Origin of the sequence: Pseudomonas rhizophila (assembly GCF_003033885.1) — a bacterium.
GTDB lineage: Bacteria > Pseudomonadota > Gammaproteobacteria > Pseudomonadales > Pseudomonadaceae > Aquipseudomonas > Aquipseudomonas rhizophila.
In genome coordinates this window covers 3,197,574-3,222,716 of sequence record NZ_CP024081.1, presented here as the reverse complement: position 1 = coordinate 3,222,716, position 25,143 = coordinate 3,197,574, and the positions used below count along the sequence as shown (strand labels likewise).

The window sequence follows — 25,143 nt, the reverse complement described above, 5'->3', positions numbered from 1 at the left end:
TCATGAATCCCAAGGAAAACTATCTGCATGAGTTCTTCAGGATTTTCTTCGCCAACAAGCAGTGGGTGAAGCGCGTCTTCCTGATCTTCGCCGTGATCGCCCTGGCGCTGCCGTTGATGCTCAAACAGAGCTTCGACATCACCGCCCAGGTCATCGTCCAGTCGAAAAAACTCTCCCAGGGCGACGCCACCACGTCGCTGAACCAGGAAGACGCCACCTTCATTCCACCGTCCCTGGCGGACATGGAAACCGAGAGCAATATCCTGCGCTCGCCGGCCCTGATCCGGCAGACCATCAGCACCCTGCGCGACCAGGGCGAGTACACCCCTAGCCCCGGCATCTTCAACAAATGGGTGAGCGAGCCGCTCAAGCACTATGTCACCACGCCGCTGCGCGAGTACGTCGTCAACCCGCTGCGCGACGGCCTGGGGCTGGAAGTCGATCCGGTGCGAGATACCACGCTCGACATGCTGACCGACGAAGCCATCGCCAACCTGAAAATCGAAACCCTGCCAGGCTCCAACGTCATCTCCATCGTCTACAGCTTCGGCGACCCGGCCCAGGGCACCCGGTTCGTGGCGCAACTGCTGGAGAACTACCTCTCCGGTCGCCAGGACCTGCAATCGATCGAGCTGCCGCAAGCCTTCTATGAGCAGAAGAAAACCCAGTACCAGACTCGCCTCGACGGACTGGAGGGCACCCGCCTGGCGCTGCTTGAAGACGTCAGCTCCTCCGATCCCAAAGAGGAGATCACCTTCCGCCTGAACGCCATCAACACCGAAGAACAGGCCTTGAACCTGTACCGCGATCGTCTGCTGCAAAGCCAACGCTGGCTGGATTACCTCAAGACCAGCCTGGCAGCGGCGAACAACTCACGGTTCAACGACTACACCTTCCCGTTCACCTTCACCACCACCATGGACAACATCGCCTTCGAAGACCGGGAAATCAAACAACTGGGCGAGCAACTGACCACTCAGGTCAGCCGCTACATGAATGATCTGGCGATCTTCCAGCCCGGCAGCGAGCCGATGCTGTTGACTCGGGAGCAGATCGCGCGCACCCGCCAGCAGTTTCTCAAAGTGGTGAGCAACCGCATCCAGGAACGCACCAACGACCTGGCAGTCGTCAGCTCGGTGATCGACCAGAAAACCGCGCGCATCGCCGAGTTCAAGGAGCGTATCCATCAGTTGCAGCAAACCCAGAGCAAGCTGCGGCAGATGGACACCGAGATCAATGCCCTGCATGCGGCATTTTCCACCTACGCCCAGCGGTTCGCCGAGAGCAGCACCGCCCGCGCGCTGGACAACGACCTGTCCAATGCTCGCGTCCTCAGCCCGCCGTTCGAACCGACCGCCCCGGCGTTTCCCAAGCCGATGCTGATTATTGCGTTCGGTCTGTTCAGCGGCTTGCTCCTGGCGATCGCCCTGGTCTATGTGCGTGAGTTCTTCGACCATCGCTTCAAGCACCCTGCCCAGATTACCCAGCAACTGGATGTACCGGTGTTGCTGGTGATCAACGAGCAGAACCCCGAACAGGTCAACCCGCACCGCAATTGGAGCCTGCCCAGCCTTGTCCATTGGGTGCGCAATTGAACGCGCCGATTGGCCCGACCTGCCGCAGCAGCGCCCTGCCGATCATTCATTTGCTCGACAGCGGCGGCTTCTACGGGGCCGAGCGGATGTTGCTCGATCATTGCCTGGCCACGCCAGGGCAGCACCAGGTGCTGTTCCTGGCGGCGCCGCCGACCTTGATCACGCGCTTTCGCCAGGCCGGGGTCGATTGCCGCCACTGCGCCAGTTGGGGCGAGCTGTTGCAGCACCTGCGCCAGCGACGGGACGAGCAGCCGCTGATCAACACCCATAACTTCAAGGGCCTGCTGTTCGGCTGGGCTGCGGCCACGCTGCTGCGCTTGCCCCTGGTCATCACTCAGCACGGCTTTACGCCTCGCAGCACCAAGCAGCGATTCTACACGTGGCTGAGCCTGCAACTGTGCCGCACCGCCTCGGTCAAGCGCGTGGTCTGCGTGGCCGAAAGCATTGCCGTGCTGCACCGCCAGGCCAGCGTGCGCGCGGAAAAACTCGACGTGATCCCCAACGGCCTGCCGTCGATCACAGCACCGCTGCCTCATCGTGACGACCGGCTGCGCTGGCGGGTCGGCTACGTCGGTCGCTTGAGCCACGAGAAAGGCCCGGACCTGTTCCTCGACGCCATGATCCCCCTGTGCCAGCGGCATGCATCGCTGCACGCGGTGATGCTCGGCGACGGCCCGGAACGTCAGGCCTTGCTCAAGCGCATTGCCGACGCGGGCCTACCTACTCGCATCGAGCTGCCCGGCTATCAGACCGACATGAACCCCTGGTGGAGTCAGCTCGACGCGCTGGTCATCAGTTCGCGCACAGAAGGCACGCCGATGATTCTGCTCGAAGCGATGCAGGCCGGAGTGCCGGTGGTGGCGTTCGGAGTGGGGGGCATTCCCGATGTGCTGCAGGATCGCCACAACGGTCTGCTCGCGACGCCGGCCGACAGCGCCGAACTGGCCCGGCAAATCGAAACACTGTTTGGCGAACCGCCCCTGGCGCGGATTCTGGCCGATAACGCGCGCCGTACCCAACGGGACCGTTATGACCTGCGCGCCCTGGCCGAACGCTGGTCGCAGCTCTATATCCGCACGGCACGGGAGGCTCGTCCATGATTGTCCCGCTCTCGATCGTCAGTCTGCTGGGCCTGGTTTGCCTGGCGTTGCTGGCCAGCCCCTATCCCTTCCTGGCGCCGGGAGCGGTGCTCGGCCTGGTGGGCGTCGCCGTGCTGTACCGCAAACCCGGCTGGGGCTTGCTGGGCATTGCGGCGCTGGTGCCGTTCGAAGGTCTGTTCAAGGAGAATGCTTTTTCGGGCAGCAAATTCTTCGGCGTGGCGCTGATTCTGATCCTGATGCTGCAACTGGCCCTGCGCCAGATTCCCTCATCACGCTTGCGCAGCAATATCTGGCGGCCGCTGATCGCCTTCATGATGCTCTATGGCCTGAGCCTGATGCTGTCGCAGAACCTGGGCCTGTCCATGACCCATCTGCGCGAACTGATGGTAGGGCTGATTCTGTTCGTGATTACCCTGCTGATCGGGCGCGAGCTGAACCTGGACCTGTTCTGCCGACTGATGACCCTGAGCGTGACCACCACCTGCGTGCTGGCAATGTTTTCGGTCAAATACCAGGACCAGGGCCGCGCATCCGGCCTGCTGGAAGACCCGAACGCCTTTGCCCTGTTGATCGCCTTTACCGTGCCGATGGCGTTGTTGCTGGTGTTGCGCAGCCCGAACCTGCTACACCGATTGTTCTGGGGTGGCTGTTTCATCCTGCTGCTGGGCGGCATGACCAAGACCGAATCGCGCTCGGGGCTGGTGGTGCTGTTGCTTAGCCTGGTGATTGGCCTCTATCACTATCGTGCCCAAATGCCGCGCATCCGCCCGCGACACCTGGGCTTCGCCATGCTCGGGCTGGCAATCATGATTCCCTTGGTGATTGCGGTGATGCCGGCCGGCTACGTGGCGCGCATCCAGTCGCTGAGCATCCTCAGCGCCGGCGCCAGTGCCCACAAAGACGAATCCCTGGGCCGTCGTGCCTCGTACATCGTGGTCGGCAGCAAAATGATCCGCGAGAACCCGGTGCTGGGCAGCGGCCCGGGCACGTTCCCGCTGCACTACGCCCCCACGGGCTACGCCAAGGCGTTCTCGGCCAATCGCAAGCTGGGGGATCTGTATCGCCGGGCCCACAACACTTACCTGGAAATCTTCAGCGAGATCGGCATCCCTGGCGGGCTGATGTTCGTCGGCATGATCGGCCTGGGCCTCTACAACCTGTGGCGCGCCCGCCAGCTCTGGTTGCAACGTCGGGACTGGGTGCAGGCGGACCTGCTGACGCACCTGGGCATGAGTTTCCTGTCGCTGGCGCTGTTTTTGATGTTCCTCAGCGCCCCCAACCATAAGTTGCTGTGGATCATGCTCGCCATCACCAGCGTGTTGCGCTACGACGCCGAACAGGCAACACCGCAGGAGGCCCGTCCATGAGCCGCATCAGCATTGTGATCCCGATGTTCAACGAGGCCCGACACATTGGCCGTACGTTGCTGGCGGCGCAGGAAGCCGCTCGCCAGGCGCAACTGGACTGTGAGTTGATCGTGGTGGACAACGGCTCGGACGATCATGGGCCGCGCATTGCCAACGAACTGGGGGCGCGCGTGCTGATCGTGCCCGGCGTGCACATCGGCGCCCTGCGCAACCGCGGTGCGGCCATCGCCCATGGGGAATGGCTGGCGTTCATCGACGCCGACATCGAGATGCCGGCCAACTGGCTCAAGCTGCTGCTGGAACTCCAAGGCCAGGGCGATGTGCTGGGCCTGGACCTGGACACCCCCGCTCAGGCGCCTTGGTTCGCTCAAGCCTGGCAACGCCGCAGCCAACGCCCAGGCTCGCGTCCCTTGCACCGGGTGCAGTGGCTGCCCAGCGCCAACCTGTTGTTGCGTCGCCAGTGGTTTGAGCAGGTCGGGGGGTTCGACGAAACCCTGCGCACGGGCGAAGACAAGGACTTTTCCCTGCGCCTGCGCAACGCCGGGGCGCAGTTGCTGCTGGTCAATGAAAACGTGGCCCTGCATTGGGGTTACGAAGGCAGTTGGCGGGAGTGGATGAGCAAGGAACTGTGGCGCCAGGGCAGCCATTTGCAGTTGCTGCGCAGCCATGGGCCGAGTCTGCGCCTGCTGCGTTTTCCGGCGCTGTCCATCGGTGCCTGGGGCCTGGACTTTCTGGCGTTGGTCGCTCTGTTCCAGGGCCAGCCGCGCATCGCGCTGATGCTGCTGTTGCTGACCTCTCTGCCCGCGTTGTTCCTCAGTCTGCGTCAAAGCGGGCGTGACCTGCGCCTGACGCTGCAACTGTGGGCCTTGCACGGGGTGCGCTTGCACCTGACCGGCGCCGCATTGCTTCTCAACCTATGTCATTGGAACGTCAGGAGACCTGCCCGTGGCTGAATTTCTTTACTGGTCGTGCCTGTTGCTGCCGGTGTACGCCTACCTCGGTTATCCGTTGATGCTGAGTCTGCTGGCGCCACTTTTTCCACTCCGGCGCTACGGGCCGGCGTTGCCGATGGACGTCAGCATTGTCATTGCCGCCCACAACGAGGCACGGCACATCGAAGAGAAACTGCGCACCTTGCTGGCCCAGGACTACCCGGCGCGCTCGCTGCAAATCATCCTGGCCAGCGACGGCTCCACCGACGACACAGTGGCCTGCGCTCGGCGGGTCATCGACCCGCGCATCACCGTGCTCGACCTGCCGCGCCAGGGCAAGGCCGCCGCCCTGAATACCGGCGTGGCCCACAGCACTGGAGAGATCCTGGTGTTCACCGACGCCGACAACCAATGGGCCGCCGATACCCTTGGCCACCTGTTGGCCCCGCTGGGCGATCCGCAAGTCGGCGCCTGTGCCGGGCATATGGAAATCCCCGTGCCGGGCAAGGGCCTGAGCCTGGGCGATAGCCTGTATCGGCACTACGAAGGCTGGCTGCGTCAGGTAGAGAGCCGCACAGGTTGCATGGTCTCGGCCGACGGCGCCTTGCTGGCCCTGCGGCGCGAACTGTTTGAACCCATACCGGCGCAGGTCAACGACGACTTCTTCCTCAGCACCTGTGCGCCGGCGGCGGGCAAGTCCATCGTGTATGCGCCACTGGCCCGGGTCACCGATCAAGGCGTGGACGAAGCCGACAAACAGTTTCGCCGTCGCCAGCGGGTCACCGTTGGCGGCCTGCAAAGCCTGGCCCAGCGCCGGCAGTTGCTCAACCCTCTTCGTCACGGGCTCTACGCCATCGGCCTGATCAGTCACAAACTGATCCGCCGTCTGGCGCCGGTGTTGCTATTGCCGCTGCTGCTGAGCAACGCCTGGCTGTGGAATGAACATCTGTTCTATCGCCTGAGCCTGGTGGCGCAACTGCTCGGCTACGCCATTGCAATGATCGGCTTACTGGACGTAGGCCACCGATTGCCCAGGCCCTTTCGCCTGGCGGCGTTCGTGCTGGTGACGCTGGCGGGCATGAGCATCGGGCTGTGGCAGTTTCTGCGAGGTCATCGTTATAGCCAATGGAACCCCGAGCAGAACCGCTAAGGAGACGGCCCATGTCCATCAAACAAGTCTGCAAGCGCACCGGCGGCTGGCTGTACCTGAACACGTCCCTGGGCCGTGGTCCGTTGCGTGGCGCCGGCGTGATTCTGATGCTGCACCGGGTCCTTAACAATGACCGCGCCGCCGAACTGCCCCATCGCAACGAATTGTGCGTGGGACCTGAGGCTTTCGAGCGCTTGCTGATCTGGCTGCAACGCTATTTCGAATGCGTGCCCTTGATGAGCCTGCTGCTGGCCGATCCTGAAAGCGTCCCGAATCGCCCGCGAGTGGCGCTGACCTTCGACGACGGCTGGCGCGACAACGCGATGAATGCCTTTCCTTTGCTGCGCCAATACCAGGTGCCGGCGAGTATTTTCCTGTCCACCGACTTCATCGGCAGCCGCCAGCACTTCTGGTGGGAAAGCATCGGCGAAACCCTGTGGGGCAGCCATGGCCAAGTGGCGCGACACTCGTTGATCGAGCATTTGCAGCACGCCGGCCGGCCATTGCCGGTGATGCTCGATGACTTGGATGAGCAGCGCCGCAGCCTGTCGCTGATGCACTATCTGCAGAGCCTCAAGAGCCTTGACCCGCAGGTCTTGAACGACCTCACCGACGCCTGTCCCACGGGCGCCCAGCCCCAGGCCCTGGACTGGTTCCAGGTACGAATGCTGGAAGATTCCGGGCTCATCCGCTTCGGCCCCCATGGTGCCAGCCACGCAATTCTCACCGCGCTGGATGATCAGCGTCTGCACGAAGAGCTGAGCCGCAGTCGGGCTGCCCTGGAGAACGGTTGCGCCCAGCCGCTGCCGGTGTATTGCTACCCCAACGGCGATCACGATGAGCGCGTGCGTCAACAGGTGGCAGCCCACGGTTTCCCATTTGCCCTGGGCACCGAAACCGGCTTGTATCGCACCGACGGCGATCCATTGAACCTGCCACGCTTCGGCGTCAGCCAACGCAATGCCCAGCACCCTGAATTGCTGGCCTGGCGCATTCGCCGGGGGACACGCCCATGAGCCGCGGCCACTACCTCAAGCACTTGGCGCTGAGCATGGGCACGCGCCTGGCGATGATCGGCCTGCGCCTGCTGCGCAATGTGCTGCTGGCGCGGATCCTGGGGCCCAGTGAACGCGGGCTGTTCGCCCTGCTAAGCACCCTGCCGGACCTGATCAGCGCCGTCACCAGTGGCGGCTTGAATTCGGCCGTGGGCTATCAAGCGGCTCAACAACGCTCGATGGGCCTGCTGCTCAGCCAGGTGCTGGTCTTCGGCTGCCTGTTGGCCGGGTTATTGACGGTGCTGGTGGTGGCACTGGTGCGCGAATTCGGCGGCGAACTGGACATCACCACACAGTTGGGACTGTTGGCGTGGCTGCTGCTGTTGGCCGTGCCGTTGACCGTGCTCAAGAGCGGCCTGCTGACACTGCACAATGCGTCCGGCGGCGTTGGCGCCTTCAATGCCCTGCGGCTGATGGAATCCCTGGCGCCGCTGTTGCTGTTTCTGGCGCTGTTCTGGATGTGGAAAGACACCGCCCTGGAGGCCGCACTGATCAGTTGGCTGGCGGGTCTGAGCCTGGTGGTATTGGCCGGTTGGGTCTGGCTGCGGCGGGACCACAGGTTCACCCTGCAATGGGATCGCTCCAACCAGAAGGAGCTGTTGCGCTACGGTGCCCGCAGCCACCCCGATTTACTGTTCCAGCAAGTGGTACTGCGCTCGGACTACCTGTTCATCGGCGCCCTGCTGGGCAGCACTGCCCTGGGCCATTACGCCATGGCCAGCGCCGCCGCCGAACTGCTGCTGATTGTGCCTGAGGCGGTCACCACGCCGCTGATGAAGCGTTTGTTGCAGCAGGACTCCGACATGAAACGCCTGACGCCTCTGGCCCTGCGCCTGACCGCCACGGTCATGCTCGGCGCCTGCCTGGGCATGGCACTGATTGGTGAATGGCTGATCGTCACGCTGTTCGGCGCGGCCTACCAACCAGCCTATCCCGCCTTGCTGGCGCTGCTGCCGGGGCTGTTCGGATTGTGCTACGCGAGCATCCTGCGCCTGGATCTGCTGGGCAAGAACCGGCCCGGCACGGTTTCACTGCTGATGGGTGTGGGAGCGTTATTGAACCTGGCATTGAACCTGATCCTGATTCCGCGTTACGGCATCGTCGGGGCCGCCGCGGCGTCTTCGATCGCCTATATGGCCGTGACCGTCGCGCTACTGACGATGTACTGCCGCCTCAGTGGCGTGGCGCTATGGCAGACGCTGATCATCCTGCCCAGTGACCTGCTGCCAATGCGGCAGATGCTGATGGGGAAATCCGCATGAACGCCGTCGTCAGGCAGATCGTCATCGCGAGCAGGCTCGCTCCCACAGTGGCTCGCCGCCGAACACAAGAGCTGCGGCCGCTACACCTCCAATGTGGGAGCGAGCCTGCTCGCGATGGGGTCGGCCCGGAGCTTATGCAAACCCCTCAGATCGGGTATCTCCTGCCCGGGGACACCCTGTTTTGCCATGGACTGGAACACACCTCGTTTCTCCCACCACGCCACCCGTCAGGAGGCACCATGAAGTCCCTGCAAAAATTGCGTGATCGCATCCAGAAGAAAGGCCTGCGCGCTGTGCTCAAACAGCTGTTCAGGCGCTACGCGTATTTCCACTCCCGACTGGTGTGGCTGGAGCACGATGTGCGGACCCCGCTTCCCCCGCATAACCTCAAACCCTACCCACCAATGCGCCTGGAGTTCATCACGGTCAGCAATGCCGACGCGTTTGCCCGGCACTTCGGCGACCGCGTCAAAACCATGCGCGAGCTGGCGGCGGAGGGCTACACAGGCTTGATGTACCTGGATGCTCAAGGCGACACCGTGGGTTTCGCCTGGGGCAGTACGCGAGACTATTTCGACCGCCATTTCTATCGCTGCAACTTCCCGATCCAGCCTGGCGAGTACTTTCAGTTCGGTGGCGAGATGATCCGTGCCTACTGGGGTTCCAGGATGTCGGCGGACATGCAGTTGGAAATTTGGAAGATCATGGCTGACAAAGGTTGCGACACGATGGTCGATGTCTGCGACTTGCAAAACATCCCGGCGATCAAGATGCACCTGCGCATGGGCTTCCAGGAGCGCGGCAAGATCACCCACGTGTATCGCCTGTTCGGTCACTGGCGGTTTTTCCGCGACACGTTTTACCGCGGCTCGGCACTGGGCGCTTTTCAAAAACCGGATCAGCCGGTTGCATCGACTGCGGCGGCCTGATGTCCATGGCGATCCGGCTCAAATGGTGTCGCTCCTTGCCGTCCCAGCGGTGTGGCGCCGTGGCAGACACAGATCATCCTGCCCAGCGACTGGCTGCCGATGCGCCGGAGGCTGATGGGGACATCAGCATGAGTGCGCTCGTCAGCCAAAACCCCATCGCGAGCCAGCTCGCGATGGGGGCCATTTCCCAACCCGCCACCCGTCAGGAGGCACTATGAACGTTCTGCAAAAATTGCGTGATCGCATTCAGAAGAAAGGCCTGCGCACCGTGCTCAAAAAGCTGTGCAGACGCTACGTGTTTTTTCACTCCCAACTGATATGGATGGAGCGGGATCTGGTCAGTCCTGTGCGGCCTTGCAAACTTAAGCCTTATCCACTTTTGCGCAGGGAAGTCATCACTACCAGCAACGCCGACGCTTTCGCCACTCACTTCGGCGACCGTGTCGAGACCATGCGTGAGCTGGCAGCCGAAGGCCACACCGGCTTGATGTATCTGGACGACAAGGGCAACACCGTCGCTTTCATCTGGGGCAGTCAACGCGACTATTTCGACCGCCATTTCTATGGTTGCTGGTTCCCGGTCAAGCCGGGCGAGTTCTTCGAGTTCGGCGGTGAAATGATCCGCGCCTATTGGGGCAGTCAGCTATCGGTGGATGTGCAATTGGATCTCTGGAAGACCATGGCCGACAAAGGCAGCGACAAAGTAGTCGACGTCTGCGATCTGGAGAACATTCCAGCCGTAAAACTGCACCTGCGCATGGACTATCAGGAGCGCGGACAAATCACCCACGTGTATTGCCTGTTTGGCCGCTGGCGTTTTTTCCGCGACACGTTCTATAGCGGCTCACTACTGGACCCGTTTCGCAAACCGGCCCAGCCGTCCGCCACCACTGCGGCGGCCTGATGTCCATGGCGATCAGGTTCCAATGGTGCCGTTCCTTGGGCGCGGCGCAGTTCCCTGCAACAGCTTATGAACAGCTGCGAACCCTGGTGCCCGACACTACACCGTTCAACACATTGGCCTGGCTGCAAGCGGCGGAATTTGCGCTGCTGCCAGATCAGCAGCTCAACATACTGCTTGGCTGGCAGGATCAGACACTGTGCCTGTGTCTGCCGCTCATTTCGGGGCGCGAACGTATCTGTGGGCTGCGTTTCCGGGTATTGCGTCACTTGGGCTATCCATTGGCTGACCGCATCGCGCCGCTGATACGTCTGGAAGCCGAGGGTATGGCAGAGGCGCTGATGCAGATCCGCCAACATCTGCCCCATGCGTTACTACAGTTGAATGAAGTGACCGAACCGGTGGGTGAAGGAAGCGTCCTCAGTGCCTGGATGGCCCTGAGCTCGACCGGGGAACGGCGACTCAGTTGCCGGGTGCCGGTGCATTTGATCAGCGACAGCGACCGCCAGGAGATATCCGGTGATCCGCGCTACAAGTTACGCCGGGCGCGCAAGCGGATCGCCGCATGCGGTGCCCAAATCCGCCGGGTGACACCCGATGCCATCAGCATGGGGCTGCTGCTGCACGACCTTGCCGAAGTCGAGGCAGCCAGTTGGAAAGGAGAAGAAGGTGTCGGCATTTTCGCCGACCCCAGCCGTCGGCAATGGATGAATCACGCCTTCACTGCGCTCGCCGCCGAGGGCATGGTGCGGGTGGTGATACTGGAACTGGACGGTCGCTGCATCAGTTATCGCCTCGGCCTGCTGGATCAGGGACGACTGTACGACTACAACCTGGCGTTCCTGCCACAGCATGCCGACCTGGGCAGTGGTCGGGTTCTGCTCGAGGAGTGGATTCGCTGGGGGCTGGATGACAACTGGCGCTGGATCGATGCCTCGCGGGTCAGCCTGGAGAACTCGAGCCATCAACTGCATGAACGCATGACCGGACAACTGGAGCACTGGCGTTGGAGTTTTTATTCATGGCAGCCCGATGGCCTGGTACTGGGGCTCGCCTTGCGGTTATGGAAAAGCCTGAAACCGTTACTGCGCAAGCGCCCGACCGGGCAAAGCGCGACAGCGACTTCGTCATCTACCCCCAAGCGCCAGGAGAATGTGAATGCCACGCCAAGTGATCGTCAACGCTGACGACTTCGGACTCGATCTCAACGAAAACTCCCTGATTCTGCGGGCCTTCGAGGCTGGCGTGATCAGTTCGGCCACGGCCATGGCCAACATGCCGGCTTTCGAGCAAGCTTGTGAAATGGCCCGCAAACCGCTACTCGACGGCCGAATCGGCCTGCATTTCAATCTCAGCTTCGGCCGCCCGCTGAGCCAGACCATTGCTTCGCGACCGGCGTTTTGCGACACGAACGGCGAGTTCGACCTGAACCTCTCGCGCTACTGCCTGCGCCTTGGTTCAAAGGACCTCCGCGCGGTACAGGAAGAGCTTGATGCCCAATGGCAACGCTGCCTGGACCACGACCTGCGGCCTAGCCACCTCGATTCTCATCAACACGTACATAACATCTGGCCCATTGGAGAGCTGGTGGCCCGCTTTGCCGCCCGACACGGCGTGCCGATTCGGTTGGCGCGTAACCTGGGGGCGAATCTCAACCTGCCCAAGCGCCTGTTCAAGACCATGCTCAACCGTCGCCTGCGCAGCCTGTGCGGCGCGACAGCCGACTACGTCTGCACACCCGCCGACCTGCACCACGCCGCGCCGCCAGGTCACGGCTCGCTTGAGGTAATCGTTCATCCACTGCACCTGGATGAAGACTTTGGCGACGCGAGCCTGATGCCAGGGGAATCACTGACCCAAGTGTTGCATAAACGCCTGTCGGGCGTACCTAGGGTGGCGTACGGCGCGGCGGTGAAGGCTTTGATATTGACCCAATATGGGGATGTGCAGTGATTTAGGATACGCGACAACAAGCCATCCGAAATCCCTCCACCCTTCCAGCGAATCTGATAAAAAGCACCTTCATGCCTTGAGTAGCGAATCGCATCGATGTCTTCGTCTCTTATCTCCCGTCTTGGGCGACGCTGGCTGGCTTTGCTGTGCATGAGCGCGATGGTGGTCGGGCTGCCGGTGGGCTGTGGCGTGTTGCAGCACAAGGAACGTGAACTGGTGTTTCGGATCGAGCCAGGTACGGCAACCTGGTTCAGCGGCTTGCCGGGCGACGTGCAGGAGTTCGACCTCAAGCCCAAGAGCTTCAAGGCCGGGGAAAATATCCACGGCTGGTGGTGGCCGGCCGAACGCAAGAACGCGCCGGCGATTCTGTACCTGCACGGGGTGCGCTGGAACCTGACCGGTCAGTTGTTTCGTATTCGGCAGTTAAGGGCCCTGGGCTTTTCGGTGCTGGCCATCGATTACCGTGGTTTCGGCAAAAGCCAGGGCGATCTGCCGTCGGAAGCCAGCGTCTATGAAGATGCGCGCATTGCCTGGCAGCGTCTTGAAGTGCTGCAACCGGACCCGGCCCTGCGGCTGATCTACGGCCATTCACTGGGTGGCGCCGTCGCGGTAGACCTCGCCGCGGAGCTTGGCCAGAAGGCGGCGAAAGACGGCAGCCTCGTGCCCGCCCGAGGTCTGGTCATCGAATCCACGTTCACCTCCCTGGGCGATGTCGCCACCGCCATGGCGAACACCTCCCTGCCGGTGCGCTGGCTGCTGTCGCAGAAGTTCGACTCCATCGACAAGATCCGCGAGATCAACATGCCCTTGCTGGTGGTGCACGGCGCCGCCGACCGCTACGTCCCGCCACGCTTGAGCGAACAATTATTCAACGCCGCCCTGGAGCCAAAGCGTCTGTTGCTGGTGCCAGGCGCAACCCACAACAACAGCATGAACCTGGCGGGCAGCACCTACCGCCAAGCATTGGAGGCCCTGATGAAAGCCGGGCCATCGCCCGTGGCCGGACACCCTCCTACCAGCCCGGCCAAGGCGGGCTGATTCAAATCCGCCGCCCAATCCCCCTGTGGGAGCGAGCCTGCTCGCGATGGCGGTGGGTCAGTTGGCATTAATGCGGGATGTGCCACCGCCATCGCGGCAAGCCTTGCTCCCACCGTTTTGCGCGTCGAGGGGCCGGGCACAAAAAAACGGCACCTTACGGTGCCGTTCATTCATTGCAGGTCCAGCTTATTTACGCGCCGCCTCCCATGATTTCAGCAGCTCGGCGTAGCTCACGGTTTCACCCTTAGGCTTCTCGTTGGCCAGTTTCGGCTTCGGAGCGCCCGGTTGGTCGAACCAGTATTGCGCGTCGCGCTCAGGGTTCATTTTCGGGGCGCAGGTGGCCTGGGCCTTGGAGCGTTCCAGACGGGTCATGATTGCGTCCTGATCCTTGGCCAACCCGTCGAGTGCCTGTTGCGGAGTCTTCTCGCCGCTGGCGGCTTCGGCGATGTGGCTCCACCACAGCTGAGCCAGGCGTGGATAGTCCGGCACGTTGGTCCCGGTCGGGGTCCATTGCACACGGGCCGGGCTGCGATAGAACTCAACCAGCCCACCGAGTTTCGGCGCCAGATCGGTCAAGGCCTGAGAGTTGATGTCCGACTCACGAATCGGCGTCAAACCTACAATGGTTTTCTTCAGCGATACGGTCTTGGACGTCACGAACTGCGCATAGAGCCAGGCGGCCAGCCTCTGCTTCTCAGGCGTGGACTTGAGGAACGTCCAGGAACCCACGTCCTGATAGCCCAGCTTCATGCCCTCTTCCCAATACGGTCCGCGCGGCGACGGCGCCATGCGCCATTTCGGCGTGCCATCGGCGTTCATCACCGGCAGGCCCGGTTTGGTCATGTCGGCCGTAAAAGCGGTGTACCAGAAGATCTGCTGGGCGATGTTGCCTTGCGACGGCACCGGGCCGGATTCGGAGAAGGTCATGCCCGCCGCTTCCGGTGGCGCGTACTTCTTCATCCAGTCCACGTATTTGGTGGTGGCGAACACAGCCGCGGGGCCGTTGGTGTCGCCGCCACGGGTCACGCTGGAGCCGACCGGATGGCAATTCTCGACGCGAATCCCCCACTCGTCCACCGGCAAGCCGTTGGGCAGGCCCTTGTCGCCGCCACCGGCCATGGAGAACCAGGCATCGGTAAAGCGCCAGCCCAGGGACGGATCCTTCTTGCCGTAATCCATGTGACCGTAGACGCGCTTACCGTCGATTTCCTTGACGTCTTCAGTGAAGAACTTGGCAATGTCTTCATAAGCCGACCAGTTCACCGGTACACCCAGCTCGTAGCCGTACTTTTCCTTGAACTTGGCCTTCAGGTCGGCCCGCTCGAACCAGTCGGCGCGGAACCAGTACAGGTTGGCGAACTGCTGGTCCGGCAGTTGATAGAGCTTGCCGTCCGGCGCGGTGGTGAACGAAGTGCCGATGAAGTCCTTGAGGTCCAGGGTCGGCGAGGTGTAGGCCTTGCCTTCGTTGGCCATCATATCGGTGATCGATGCGGTCTTGCCGTAGCGAAAGTGCGTGCCGATCAGGTCCGAGTCATTGACCCAACCGTCGTAGATGTTCTTGTCCGACTGCATCTGGGTCTGCAGCTTCTCCACCACGTCGCCTTCCTGCAACAGGTCGTGGGTCAGCTCGATCCCGGTAATGTCCCTGAAGGCCTTGGCCAGCACCTTGGATTCATATTCGTGGGTGGCGATGGTTTCCGACACCACGTTGATTTTCATGCCGCGAAATGGCTCGGACGCCTTGATGAACCACTTGAGCTCTTCGAGCTGCTGTTCGGCTGTCAGGGTAGACGGCTTGAATTCACTGCCAATCCATTTTTTCGCCGCGTCTTCATAGGCGTCGGCCCAGGCCGCAGCGCTCAACCCGCTGAGTGCCAGCACGGCTGCCAATGAAACGCTATGTCGCAGCTTATTGTTTTTATCGAACATAGAGACCTCCTGTTTGGGTTTAAGAGCCTGATCGTCGAACCTTCGACTAGCCCCACCGCATCACTGCCAACAGCCACACCAAAGACAACGCGAACGCTATCCAGATGCTCCAGTCGGTGGCGCCGATCACCAGCAGATGCAGGTAGGCGCTACCGAGAAGACCGATAAACAACCGATCGCCACGGGTGGTGGCAATCGGCAGGAAACCGCGCCGAGGGATACTCGGCGAACGCAGTTCCCACGTAGTCATGCCTGCCAGCAGCAAGGCGATGACACCAAAGAAGGCCGCCGTCGGGCCGGTCCAGTTCATCCATTCCATCATCGTCTCCTCAGACCCGGCCCAGGGCAAAGCCCTTGGCCACATGGTTGCGTACGAACCAGATCACCAGCATGCCTGGCAGGATAGTCAACACCCCCGCCGCCGCCAGCACGCCCCAGTCGATACCCGATGCCGAGACCGTGCGGGTCATGACCGCCGCGATCGGCTTGGCATTCACCGAGGTGAGGGTGCGCGCCAGCAACAGTTCGACCCAGGAAAACATGAAGCAGAAAAACGCCGTGACGCCGATGCCGGAGCCGATCAACGGGATGAAGATCTTCGCGAAGAACTTGGGGAAACTGTAGCCGTCAATGTAGGCAGTCTCGTCAATTTCTTTCGGCACCCCGGACATGAACCCTTCGAGGATCCACACCGCCAGCGGCACGTTGAACAGGCAATGGGCCAAGGCCACAGCGATATGAGTGTCGAACAGCCCGATGGACGAGTACAGCTGGAAGAACGGCAGCAGGAACACCGCTGGCGGCGCCATGCGGTTGGTCAGCAGCCAGAAGAACAGGTGTTTGTCCCCCAGGAACCGGTAGCGGGAGAACGCATAGGCCGCCGGCAACGCCACAGCCAGGGAAATCACCGTGTTCAGGCTGACGTAGTACAGCGAGTTCAGGTAACCGGTGTACCAGCTCGGGTCGGTGAAGATCACCTTGTAGTTCTGGAAGGTGAAATCCTGGGGCCACAGCGTCAGGGTGCCGAGGATCTCGGTGTTGCTCTTGAACGACATGTTCAGCAGCCAGTAGATGGGCACCAGCAGGAACAGGATGTAGATCAGCAACGGAATCAGCTTTCTCTTGCTCATGGCGCGGGCCTCAACGGTTGGCGTCGGAATGAGTCATGGCGGTATAGAACAGCCACGACACCAACAGAATGATCAGGAAGTACACCAGGGAAAACGCAGCCGCCGGGCCCAGGTCGAATTGACCGATGGCCATCTGAGTCAGGGTCTGGCTCAGGAACGTGGTGGCGTTACCCGGCCCGCCGCCGGTGAGCACGAACGGCTCGGTATAGATCATGAAGCTGTCCATGAAGCGCAGCATCACCGCGATCAGCAGCACGCTCTTCATTTTCGGCAACTGAATATGCCGGAACACCGCCCAGTTGGAGGCCCGGTCAATTCGCGCGGCCTGGTAATACACGTCCGGAATCGCCCGCAACCCGGAATAGCAGAGCAGCGCCACCAGGGACGTCCAATGCCAGACGTCCATCACCAATACCGTGACCCAGGCGTCCATGGTGTTGGCCGCATAGTTGTAGTTGATGCCCATGGCGTTGAGCGTGGAGCCCATCAGGCCGATGTCGGCGCGGCCGAAAATCTGCCAGATGGTGCCCACCACGTTCCATGGAATCAGCAGCGGGATCGCCAGGATGATCAACACCAGGGACGACCATTTGCCCTTGGTCGGCATGGTCAGGGCGATGGCGATGCCCAGCGGAATCTCGATCAGCAGTACGCACGCCGAATAGATGAACTGGCGTAGTAACGAGTCGTGCAGCCGTGGATCGAGCAGCACCTGCCTGTACCAATCGGCACCGACGAAATAGCGGCTGGACTGGTCGAAGATGTCCTGCACCGAATAGTTGACCACGGTCATCATCGGGATCACCGCACTGAACGCCACCAGCAGGAACACCGGCAACACCAGCCACCAGGCCTTGTTGTTCTGCACCTTGTTCATGGCTGCACCTCGCTCAACGGTTCCAGCAAGTATTCATCGGCATACACCATCAGCCATTGGCCCGGAAAACTGATGTACGCAGTGCCTTCGGGCACCGGTTTGTCTTCGGCCAGGCGCACCTTGATCGGCGCGCCATCGAGGTTGAGGGTGAGGATCTTGTAGGTGCCCAGGTCCTCGACGTGGACCACATCGGCCCGCATCGCATCGTCGTAAGGCCCGTCCCAGACATGGACAAATTCAGGACGAATACCGACCTTCAGGCTTTTGCCTTCGGCCTGGGCAATACCGCGTTGCAACGTTTCGGACAGCGGAAAGTGGGTGGAAGCGAAACCGACGCCGCCGGGTTGTGCCGTGACCTCGATCAGGTTCATCCCCGGGCTGCCGATGAAATAGCCGACAAAGGTGTGGCTCGGACGCTCGAACAACTCCCGAGGCGTACCGAACTGCACGATCTGACCGCCATACATCACCGCGATCTTGTCGGCGAAGGTAGAAGCTTCCAACTGGTCGTGAGTGACGTAGACCATGGTGATATTGAACTGCTCGTGGATCTGCTTGAGCTTGCGCCGCAGCTTCCATTTCAGGTGCGGGTCGATCACCGTCAGCGGTTCGTCGAAGAGGATCGCCGACACATCGTCGCGCACCAGCCCGCGCCCCATGGAGACTTTCTGTTTTTCGTCGGCGGTGAGGTTGCGGGCCTTTTTGTCCAGCAGGTTCTGCAGGTCCAGGACCTCGGCGATTTCCTGCACCTTGGTGTGGATTTTTGCCTCGGCCATGCCCTGGTTACGCAGCGGGAAGGCCAGGTTGTCGAACACCGTCATGGTGTCGTACACCACCGGGAACTGGAACACCTGGGCAATGTTGCGACGCTCCGGGGTCAGGTCGTTGACGACTTTGCTGTCGAACATCACCTGGCCTTCGGAGGGACTCAGCAGTCCGGAAATGATATTGAGCAAGGTGGATTTGCCGCAGCCCGATGGCCCGAGCAACGCATAGGCGCCGCCCTGCTCCCAGATGTGGTTCATCTCGCGGATCGCGTAATCCTCTGGGCCCGACGGGGTGCTGGTGTAGCTGTGGGCGAGGTTCTGCAAACGAATTTCAGCCATCAGGCAACCCTCGCAATACGCTGGCCTGGGGCTTGGACCAGCTTGCCCTGGGCATCGAAGACAAACAGTTTGTGGGTCGGAATGTAGATGCGGATCGGCTCATCCACGTCGTATTCATGGACGCCGGACAAGTGCAGCACCAGCAGGAAATGCTCGTTGCGCACGTGCAGGAATGTCTCCGAACCGCTGATCTCGGCCACCTCGACAGTCACCGCCAGTTCCAGGTCGTCGTCGTTGCTCGGCACCAGGGAAATATGACTGGGCCGCACACCGAAGCGGAACTCACCCTCGCCCACCGGCCGCAGATCGACGTTCAGCGGAAAGTGCACGAAATTGGCAAAGCTCACTTCATTGCCGGCGATGCGGCCCGGCATGAGATTGATCGGTGGCTCGGAGAACAGCTCGGCGGCCAGTACGGTTTGCGGCTGGTGATACACCGAGGCCGACTTGCCGCTCTGGATCACCCGGCCCTCATGCAGAATCGTCGTGGTGCCGCCCAAAGCCAGGGCTTCGTTGGGTTCGGTGGTGGCGTAGACGGCAATGGTGTGGCGGGCCTGGAACAGTTCGCGCATTTCCTGGCGAAGTTCCTCACGCAGCTTGTAGTCCAGGTTCACCAGAGGCTCGTCGAACAGGATCAGTTCGGCGTCCTTGACCAGCGCCCGGGCCATAGCGGTGCGCTGCTGTTGTCCACCGGACAGCTCCAGCGGGTGACGCTGCAGGAACTTCTCAATGCGCAGCATCTTCGCGGTTTCCAGCACCTTGCTCTGGATCACCTCGTTGGACACACCGGCCTGGCGCAGCGGCGAGGCGATGTTTTCGAACACCGTCATGGTCGGGTAGTTGATGAACTGTTGATAGACCATCGACACGTTACGCAGGCGCACCGGGCGCTGGGTGACATCGACGCCGTTCATCAGGATGCGACCGCTGTCGGGCTTGTCCAGACCGGCCATCAGGCGCATGAGGCTGGTCTTGCCGGACAGCGTGCGGCCCAGCAGAACGTTGAACGATCCGGGTTCGAAACTCAGGTTGGCATCGTCGATCCAGGTCTGGCCTTCGACGGTGCGACAAATGTGCTCAAGCGTTAATGACATGGCTCGGCCTTTTTATTATTTGGAGTCAAGCGACCCGAGTCTAAAAGCGAAAGCCGTGCCAGAAATCACAAGCCCATGATCCTGTTGATTTTTTCTCTTTTCCTTCAGAAAAGAACGTTCGTTGATGAACGAAAATGAACAACCTGACTGAACAACTGAACAGATTGCTGGTTGACAATGAACAATTTTGAACAACACTGAATAAAGGTTTTCGGCCGGCCTGACTTCGATCCTGTGGGAGCGAGCCTGCTCGCGATAGCTTTGTGTCAGGCCCATCAATGCTACTGATCAAACGCTATCGCGAGCAGGCTCGCTCCCACAGGTTTCGTGTATCAAGTGACATTCAGGCATGCCCCAGCACAAGGAGGATGTGCGAGACTTATCACAACAATAAAAACAACATCTGCGAGAGTGCCCCATGGCCGCACCTGCTCCAGCCTTGTCCCACGAAGCCATCATCCAGGCCTCCTGGTCCCGCTGCCGCGCCTTTGGCCTGAATCACCAGAGTGTGCCTGCCTTCGATCAATTGCCCGCAGAAGGCATTGCCCAGTTGCTGGAAAGCCAGCATTCGCTGGTGCAGACCACCCACCAGGAAGTCCTGCCGTATTACGAGAATATCCTGAGCAACTCCAATTGCCTGATCATGCTGGCCGACAACCAGGGCCAGGTGCTGACCTCGTGGGGGACCCAGCGCTTTATCGAACCGAAACTGGCCCATGGTTTCAGCGCCGGGGCGAGCTGGATGGAGCGCTGCAGCGGCACCAATGCCATCGGCACCGCCCTGGCCTGTGAACAGGCGGTGCACATCGAACACGATGAACACTTCCTCAAGGCCAACCGCTTCATGACCGGCTCCGCCGCGCCGATCTTCGACGCCGAGCGCAAGGTCATCGCAGTGCTGGACGTTTCCAGCGACAGCTACCTGCCGCCCTCCCACACCCTGGGCATGGTCAAGATGATGAGCCAGACCGTGGAAAACCGGCTGATCCTCAACCTGTTTCGCGGTGAGCATTTCCAACTGACCTTCAACACCGGCTTGAACAACCTCGACAGCCAATGGGCCGGGCTGCTGATTTTCGATGAAACCGGCCAGGTGCTCTCCGCCAACCGCCGCGCCGACAATCTGCTGGGCCTGCGCCTGTCACGGGTGAGCATCGAAAGCCTGTTCAAGGTTTCGCTGCTGGAGCTGCTGAACCAGCCCGACGGCCTGCCGTTCGCCCTGCAAGCGTCGGGGAGCAATCGCTTCCAGTGTTTGCTCAGACGCCCGCAACAGGTGACGGTCAAGGCCCGGGTCTTCAGCGAGCCAGCGCCCTCGTCCGCCCCCGCCGCGAACGTGATCAGCCTCAATACCCTGCACTTCGGCGACAGCCGCGTGGAAAAAGCCGTACGCCAGGCCGAGCGCTTGCTGGAGAAGGACATTCCACTGCTGATCCACGGCGAAACCGGGGTCGGCAAGGAAGTGTTCGTCAAAGCCCTTCACCAGGCCAGCTCCCGCAGCAAGCAGCCGTTCATTGCGGTCAACTGCGCGGCGATCCCCGCCGAGCTGGTGGAATCGGAACTGTTCGGTTATGAAAAAGGCGCCTTCACCGGCGCCAATCAAAAAGGCAGTATCGGCCTGATCCGCAAGGCCGACCGCGGCACCCTGTTCCTCGATGAGATCGGTGACATGCCCCTCCCGACTCAGGCCCGATTGCTGCGAGTATTGCAAGAGCGTTGCGTGCAACCGGTGGGCAGCGCCGAGCTGTTTGCGGTGGACATTCGTATCATCTCCGCCACCAACCGCTCGTTGCGCGAACAGGTGCAACTGGGCCGGTTCCGCGAAGACCTGTACTACCGCATCGGCGGCCTGACCCTGGAACTGCCACCCCTGCGCGAACGCAATGACAAACAGGCCCTGTTCAAACGTCTTTGGGAACACCACCGCGAACCCACACAATGGGCCGGCCTGAGCCGCGAAGTGCTGGATCTGTTCGAACGCCATCCATGGCCAGGCAACCTGCGCCAGGTCAGCAGCGTGCTGCAAGTGGCCCTGGCGATGGCCGAAGAGCAGCCGATCCGACCGGAACATCTGCCAGACGACTTCTTCATTGATCTTGAAATGGAGCCGGTGGAAACACCGGAGCCGCTGACAGTCGACCTGAACGATGTCGAGGACCTGAACCGTCAGTTGCAGGCGGTGGGCGGGAACATTTCGCACCTGGCGCGGCGGCTGGGGGTCAGCCGCAACACCTTGTACAAGCGCCTGCGACAACTTGAAAGCTGATGCAAAACCTGTGGGAACGGGCTTGCTCGCTCCCACAGGCGTTTCGCTTAACTGACTGGCATCACTCCGAATGAGGCTGCTATTTATTCCATTGGCGCTTTAGTCGAACGCACCGTTAAGCACTTCATAGATGATGCCGGTGGCAATCGCCACCAGAATCAGGTCCGTGCCCACCTGCTGCCATTCGTACCCGTCATAGTGCGGCAGGCGTCCCAGCAAGCGCCCATCCAGCTTCTTGGCAATGCCCGGTGGCAACGGCTTGCCTCGGGCGAGGTTTTTCTGGATACCCGGCGGCAGTGGCGGACCGGGGCTCCAATAATCACGGTGACCGCTCACCAGGCCGAGAATGCCGCCGCGGTCGATGCTGGGGCCGTTGTGCCAATCACCACCCGATGGGTTGCCCTTGCCGCCCTGGTTACCTTTGCCGCCCTGATTGCTACCTGGGTTGCCTTGACCGCCCTTGTTGCCCTGCCCGCCTTTGTTTCCTTGTCCTTGACCCTGGCCTTGATCGAATTTGGCGTTCCCTTTGTCGTTACCCGGGTTCGCCACTACAGCGGTAGAACCCGCCACGAGGGCGAAGCAGGTAACCGCAACAATCAACGAGCGCGATTTGAACATGGTGGTTCTCACTGAAAAGGGAACATCCCTGTGAATATAGAGGCTAACAGTGATATTAGTTCCATATCATACTGCGCGCTGACAGCAAGGCCCGATACCGTACAACGACGTTTTCAAGGAGCTCCATGCGCAAGGATTACCTGGCCTTTTTCGTTTCAATGTTCCTCTCACGGCTGGCCGACCAGATACTGCTGTTCATCGTCCCGCTGATTGTTTTCCAAACCACCCAAAGCGTCTCCTGGGCGGGCCTGGCTTTCTTCGTCGAATCCCTGCCACGCTTTCTATCGTTCCCGATCTGCGGGGCGCTGTGCGACAAGTTCTCGCCCATTCGAATCCTGCACATCAGCCAGGTTTATCGCGCCGTGATGTGCATCGCCGCCGTGGTGCTCTTCATGATTTTTGGCGGCATTTATTGGATCGTCGCCCTCTCGGCGGTCTGCGGTGTATTGACCACCCAGGGCATCATGGCTCGCGAAGTGGTGATGCCCTACATCTTCAAGCATTACACCTACACCAAGACCTTGTCGTACTCGCAGATCGCCGACCAGACCGGGCTGGTGCTGGGCCCGCTGATCGCCGCGCTGATGCTGGAGGTATGGGCCTGGCACTGGGTGGTGCTGGCGATTGCCGTACTGTTCCTGCTGGCGGACCTGGCGATGCTGTTCTGGCAGCGGACCAGCGCGGTGACGCTGGAAACCTTCGAACAACATCACGACGTCTGGCTGAACCCGCTGCGCATTGCCTTCGGTCACATCCGCAACCTGGCCGAGCTGAAAAAAATCATCGGCCTGGCCGTAGGGGTCAACCTGATCATCGGCGTCACCCTCGCCACCTCGGCGGCCATGGTGATCGGCGAGTACAGCGCCGGCAAGGACTACTACGCCTGGTTACAGGCAGCCGGGGCCGTGACCACCATCATCATTCTGTTCTTCCTGGCGCGGGTGACCTTGCCCTTGAGAGTCTTGGGCAGCGTGTCTTACACGCTGATCGCCGCCGGCGCCTTCATCACAGCACTCAGCCCGACAGTATGGGGTTACATCGTCGGATTTCTGCTGATCGTCGGCTTCGACAAGATGTTCAACGTCTACATACGCAGCATTCGCCAGCAGGTCATTCCAGCCAGGGATTTTGGCAAGACTGTCGGCGTCATTACCCTGCTCAACAACCTGTCACAGCCCTTGGCGGGGCTGTTGGTCGCGCTGCTGGCAGCGCCCGTCGGAACGCAGCAGGTGATCCTGCTGCTGGCGCTTGCCACCAGCCTGATCGGCATCACCGTGGTCGCGTTCTTCAGCAAGACGGCAGGCATGCCGGCCGGCTATGGCGCCGACACAGACGCTTGAGAAGTCCCCCGCGTCTTTAAATATTCATCTGTGGGCGGTTAGAGTTTCCCGGTGCCCACCATTCGTCGCTAATGGAAGGTGACGCGCATTTCGCCGCCACGTCTGGCTCAGGGTTTGCACCGACTTGTCATGGCAGCCCCAGGGCGACGTAACCCTGACGCGGCGGCCGTCTTATCACTGCTGGTCAGTCACCGGAGATGTACCGTGTCAACTCTCAATGAAATCGCAGCGAACCACGCGAGAATGGCAAAGGCAAAGGAAGAAGAGTCGATACGGCTACGTGCACTTCACAGTCAAATAGTCGGTAGTTTTGACATTGCGCCGGTCGAGGCGAAACAGAAGATGCCACTGCACTTCATGGCCGGCGTTCAGGACCACTCGTTTGGGGAGGCATTGGCCCTGAACTTCTGACCTGTGTTACTTGGAATTCATCGCCCGCTTGTGAGCGGGCGACATGGTTTCAGAACTGCCTGACCAAAGCGGCTGCAAGTATCCCGGCCGCAATCGCCGGCAGAGGTTTCTTCACGATCACCATGATGATTGCGGTGCTCAGCAAAGCCAGGCGCGCGCCGTTGTCACCCTCGATCGCCAACGGGGCAAGCACGGCCACCAATACCGAGCCGGACATTGCCGTGATGAATTGCTGCACCCGATAGTTGATCGGCACGAACGACATCACGAAAACACCGCCCCAGCGGGTCGCCAACGTCACGATGGCCATGATCAGGATGATGATCAGGGTGCCATGGCCCGCAGCGTCGATATTCATTGTTTTTTCTCCATCCACAACGCGCCCAGAATACCTCCCGCCAAAGCCCCCACCACGACATGACTGTTAGCCGGCAGATACCAGTAGGCCAACAGCGATGAACAGGCCGCCACCGTCCAGATGATGAGCATGCGCAGGTTCTTCTTCCCGCCCACGACCATCGCCAACAGGAAACACCCCATCACCATGTCGAGCCCGAAACTGACCGGGTCTTCAATGGCGCTGCCAAAGTGCAGCCCCAGCCAACTGCCCAGGATCCAGGCAACCCAGAGCGCGATGCCACCGCCAAATAAAAGCCCCAGCCCAGGTTTTCCACGGCTGAACGCTTGCATCGCCATGGCCCAGTTGGCGTCCGAGACCACCAGCATCACCCCATAACGCTTGGCAACCGGCAGCTCCCGTAGCCATGGGTAGAGCGTGGCGCCCATCAACAGGTGCCGGGCGTTGATGGCAAAGACGGTGATCATCAACGGAACGACCGGGACCTGTTGGCCCCACAGATCCAGCGCAGCAAATTGAGAAGCGCCGGCGAATACCAGCGTGCTCATGAGCACGGCTGAAACATCACTCAACCCCGACTGCGCTGCGGCCAGGCCAAAGGCGACGCCGAATACAACGACGAACAGAGAAATGGGGAGCAGCTGTTTGAAGCCGTCGTAGATGTGATGGAGCTTTAGTTCATGCAGACGAGATTCTACGTTCGACAAGAGATGGCCTCTTAAAATATTTGCTGCG

24 protein-coding genes are annotated in these 25,143 nt (G+C 61.0%); 15 read left to right on the top strand and 9 right to left on the bottom strand.

What is annotated here, in order from left to right; all coding sequences use genetic code 11:
• Nucleotides 1-2: 2 nt before the first annotated feature.
• The 12 genes from CRX69_RS15015 (at nucleotide 3) to CRX69_RS14955 (ending at nucleotide 13,282) form a co-directional block, all read left to right on the top strand.
• Nucleotides 3-1,595, top strand: a complete 1,593-nt coding sequence (locus CRX69_RS15015; RefSeq protein ID WP_047228538.1) for a GumC family protein — start codon at nucleotides 3-5, stop codon at nucleotides 1,593-1,595.
• A complete protein-coding gene (locus tag CRX69_RS15010) occupies nucleotides 1,592-2,695 on the top strand; it encodes a glycosyltransferase family 4 protein (RefSeq protein ID WP_047228539.1) in 1,104 nt (367 codons plus the stop codon). The genes CRX69_RS15015 and CRX69_RS15010 overlap by 4 nt, the downstream gene beginning before the upstream one ends.
• Nucleotides 2,692-4,062, top strand: a complete 1,371-nt coding sequence (locus CRX69_RS15005) for an O-antigen ligase family protein (protein ID WP_047228540.1) — start codon at nucleotides 2,692-2,694, stop codon at nucleotides 4,060-4,062. Before CRX69_RS15010 ends, CRX69_RS15005 begins: the two co-directional genes overlap by 4 nt.
• Nucleotides 4,059-5,015, top strand: coding sequence for a glycosyltransferase (locus tag CRX69_RS15000; protein ID WP_047228541.1), 957 nt, complete (start codon nucleotides 4,059-4,061; stop codon nucleotides 5,013-5,015). Before CRX69_RS15005 ends, CRX69_RS15000 begins: the two co-directional genes overlap by 4 nt.
• Nucleotides 5,008-6,144, top strand: coding sequence for a glycosyltransferase family 2 protein (locus CRX69_RS14995; RefSeq protein WP_047228542.1), 1,137 nt, complete (start codon nucleotides 5,008-5,010; stop codon nucleotides 6,142-6,144). The genes CRX69_RS15000 and CRX69_RS14995 overlap by 8 nt, the downstream gene beginning before the upstream one ends.
• A gap of 11 nt (nucleotides 6,145-6,155) precedes the next feature.
• Complete coding sequence (locus tag CRX69_RS14990; protein WP_107322255.1) at nucleotides 6,156-7,160, top strand: polysaccharide deacetylase family protein; 1,005 nt, start codon at nucleotides 6,156-6,158, stop codon at nucleotides 7,158-7,160.
• On the top strand, nucleotides 7,157-8,461 hold the full coding sequence (locus tag CRX69_RS14985) for a lipopolysaccharide biosynthesis protein (RefSeq protein ID WP_076383945.1): 1,305 nt from the start codon (nucleotides 7,157-7,159) through the stop codon (nucleotides 8,459-8,461). Before CRX69_RS14990 ends, CRX69_RS14985 begins: the two co-directional genes overlap by 4 nt.
• 239 nt (nucleotides 8,462-8,700) lie before the next feature.
• On the top strand, nucleotides 8,701-9,390 hold the full coding sequence (locus CRX69_RS14980) for a GNAT family N-acetyltransferase (RefSeq protein ID WP_076383944.1): 690 nt from the start codon (nucleotides 8,701-8,703) through the stop codon (nucleotides 9,388-9,390).
• Between the two features lie 214 nt (nucleotides 9,391-9,604).
• Nucleotides 9,605-10,294: a hypothetical protein gene (locus tag CRX69_RS14970; protein ID WP_047228547.1), complete on the top strand. Its 690-nt coding sequence runs from the start codon at nucleotides 9,605-9,607 to the stop codon at nucleotides 10,292-10,294.
• A 5-nt stretch (nucleotides 10,295-10,299) separates the two neighbouring features.
• Nucleotides 10,300-11,478 carry a GNAT family N-acetyltransferase gene (locus CRX69_RS14965; RefSeq protein WP_076386594.1) on the top strand — a complete coding sequence of 393 codons (1,179 nt, stop codon included), beginning with the start codon at nucleotides 10,300-10,302 and terminating at the stop codon, nucleotides 11,476-11,478.
• Complete coding sequence (locus tag CRX69_RS14960; protein WP_107322254.1) at nucleotides 11,450-12,244, top strand: ChbG/HpnK family deacetylase; 795 nt, start codon at nucleotides 11,450-11,452, stop codon at nucleotides 12,242-12,244. The genes CRX69_RS14965 and CRX69_RS14960 overlap by 29 nt, the downstream gene beginning before the upstream one ends.
• A 96-nt stretch (nucleotides 12,245-12,340) precedes the next feature.
• Entirely contained in the window at nucleotides 12,341-13,282 is a 942-nt protein-coding gene (locus CRX69_RS14955) for an alpha/beta hydrolase (protein ID WP_107322253.1), read from the top strand.
• 186 nt (nucleotides 13,283-13,468) lie between these two features.
• On the opposite strand, the gene CRX69_RS14950 is transcribed toward CRX69_RS14955, so the two are convergent.
• The 6 genes from CRX69_RS14950 to CRX69_RS14925 are packed head-to-tail and all read right to left on the bottom strand — an operon-like array spanning nucleotide 13,469 to nucleotide 19,418.
• On the bottom strand, nucleotides 13,469-15,211 hold the full coding sequence (locus tag CRX69_RS14950; RefSeq protein ID WP_047228549.1) for an ABC transporter substrate-binding protein: 1,743 nt from the start codon (nucleotides 15,209-15,211) through the stop codon (nucleotides 13,469-13,471).
• 46 nt (nucleotides 15,212-15,257) lie between these two features.
• On the bottom strand, nucleotides 15,258-15,530 hold the full coding sequence (locus CRX69_RS14945; protein ID WP_047228550.1) for a DUF2160 domain-containing protein: 273 nt from the start codon (nucleotides 15,528-15,530) through the stop codon (nucleotides 15,258-15,260).
• Between the two features lie 10 nt (nucleotides 15,531-15,540).
• Complete coding sequence (locus tag CRX69_RS14940; protein ID WP_047228551.1) at nucleotides 15,541-16,341, bottom strand: carbohydrate ABC transporter permease; 801 nt, start codon at nucleotides 16,339-16,341, stop codon at nucleotides 15,541-15,543.
• A gap of 10 nt (nucleotides 16,342-16,351) precedes the next feature.
• Nucleotides 16,352-17,218 (bottom strand): carbohydrate ABC transporter permease, encoded by an 867-nt coding sequence (locus CRX69_RS14935; protein WP_047228552.1) that lies wholly within the window; start codon nucleotides 17,216-17,218, stop codon nucleotides 16,352-16,354.
• The gene (locus CRX69_RS14930) at nucleotides 17,215-18,324 is read right to left on the bottom strand and encodes an ABC transporter ATP-binding protein (RefSeq protein WP_107322252.1); all 1,110 of its coding nucleotides are present in this window, start codon (nucleotides 18,322-18,324) and stop codon (nucleotides 17,215-17,217) included. Before CRX69_RS14930 ends, CRX69_RS14935 begins: the two co-directional genes overlap by 4 nt.
• A complete protein-coding gene (locus CRX69_RS14925; protein ID WP_047228554.1) occupies nucleotides 18,324-19,418 on the bottom strand; it encodes an ABC transporter ATP-binding protein in 1,095 nt (364 codons plus the stop codon). The genes CRX69_RS14930 and CRX69_RS14925 overlap by 1 nt, the downstream gene beginning before the upstream one ends.
• A gap of 418 nt (nucleotides 19,419-19,836) precedes the next feature.
• Between CRX69_RS14925 and CRX69_RS14920 the strand changes: the two genes are divergently transcribed.
• A complete protein-coding gene (locus tag CRX69_RS14920) occupies nucleotides 19,837-21,681 on the top strand; it encodes a sigma-54-dependent Fis family transcriptional regulator (protein WP_047228555.1) in 1,845 nt (614 codons plus the stop codon).
• Nucleotides 21,682-21,780: 99 nt separating this feature from the next.
• Here the strand turns inward: CRX69_RS14920 and CRX69_RS14915 are convergent, their stop codons facing one another.
• A complete protein-coding gene (locus CRX69_RS14915; protein ID WP_107322251.1) occupies nucleotides 21,781-22,299 on the bottom strand; it encodes an anti-virulence regulator CigR family protein in 519 nt (172 codons plus the stop codon).
• 125 nt (nucleotides 22,300-22,424) lie between these two features.
• On the opposite strand from CRX69_RS14915, the gene CRX69_RS14910 reads away from it, so the two are divergent.
• Entirely contained in the window at nucleotides 22,425-23,639 is a 1,215-nt protein-coding gene (locus CRX69_RS14910) for an MFS transporter (RefSeq protein WP_047228557.1), read from the top strand.
• Between the two features lie 204 nt (nucleotides 23,640-23,843).
• Nucleotides 23,844-24,050: a hypothetical protein gene (locus CRX69_RS14905; protein ID WP_047228558.1), complete on the top strand. Its 207-nt coding sequence runs from the start codon at nucleotides 23,844-23,846 to the stop codon at nucleotides 24,048-24,050.
• Between the two features lie 49 nt (nucleotides 24,051-24,099).
• Here CRX69_RS14905 and CRX69_RS14900 read toward each other — a convergent pair whose 3' ends face one another.
• On the bottom strand, nucleotides 24,100-24,408 hold the full coding sequence (locus CRX69_RS14900) for an AzlD family protein (RefSeq protein ID WP_107322250.1): 309 nt from the start codon (nucleotides 24,406-24,408) through the stop codon (nucleotides 24,100-24,102).
• A complete protein-coding gene (locus CRX69_RS14895) occupies nucleotides 24,405-25,115 on the bottom strand; it encodes an AzlC family ABC transporter permease (protein ID WP_047228560.1) in 711 nt (236 codons plus the stop codon). Before CRX69_RS14895 ends, CRX69_RS14900 begins: the two co-directional genes overlap by 4 nt.
• Nucleotides 25,116-25,143: the final 28 nt, after the last annotated feature.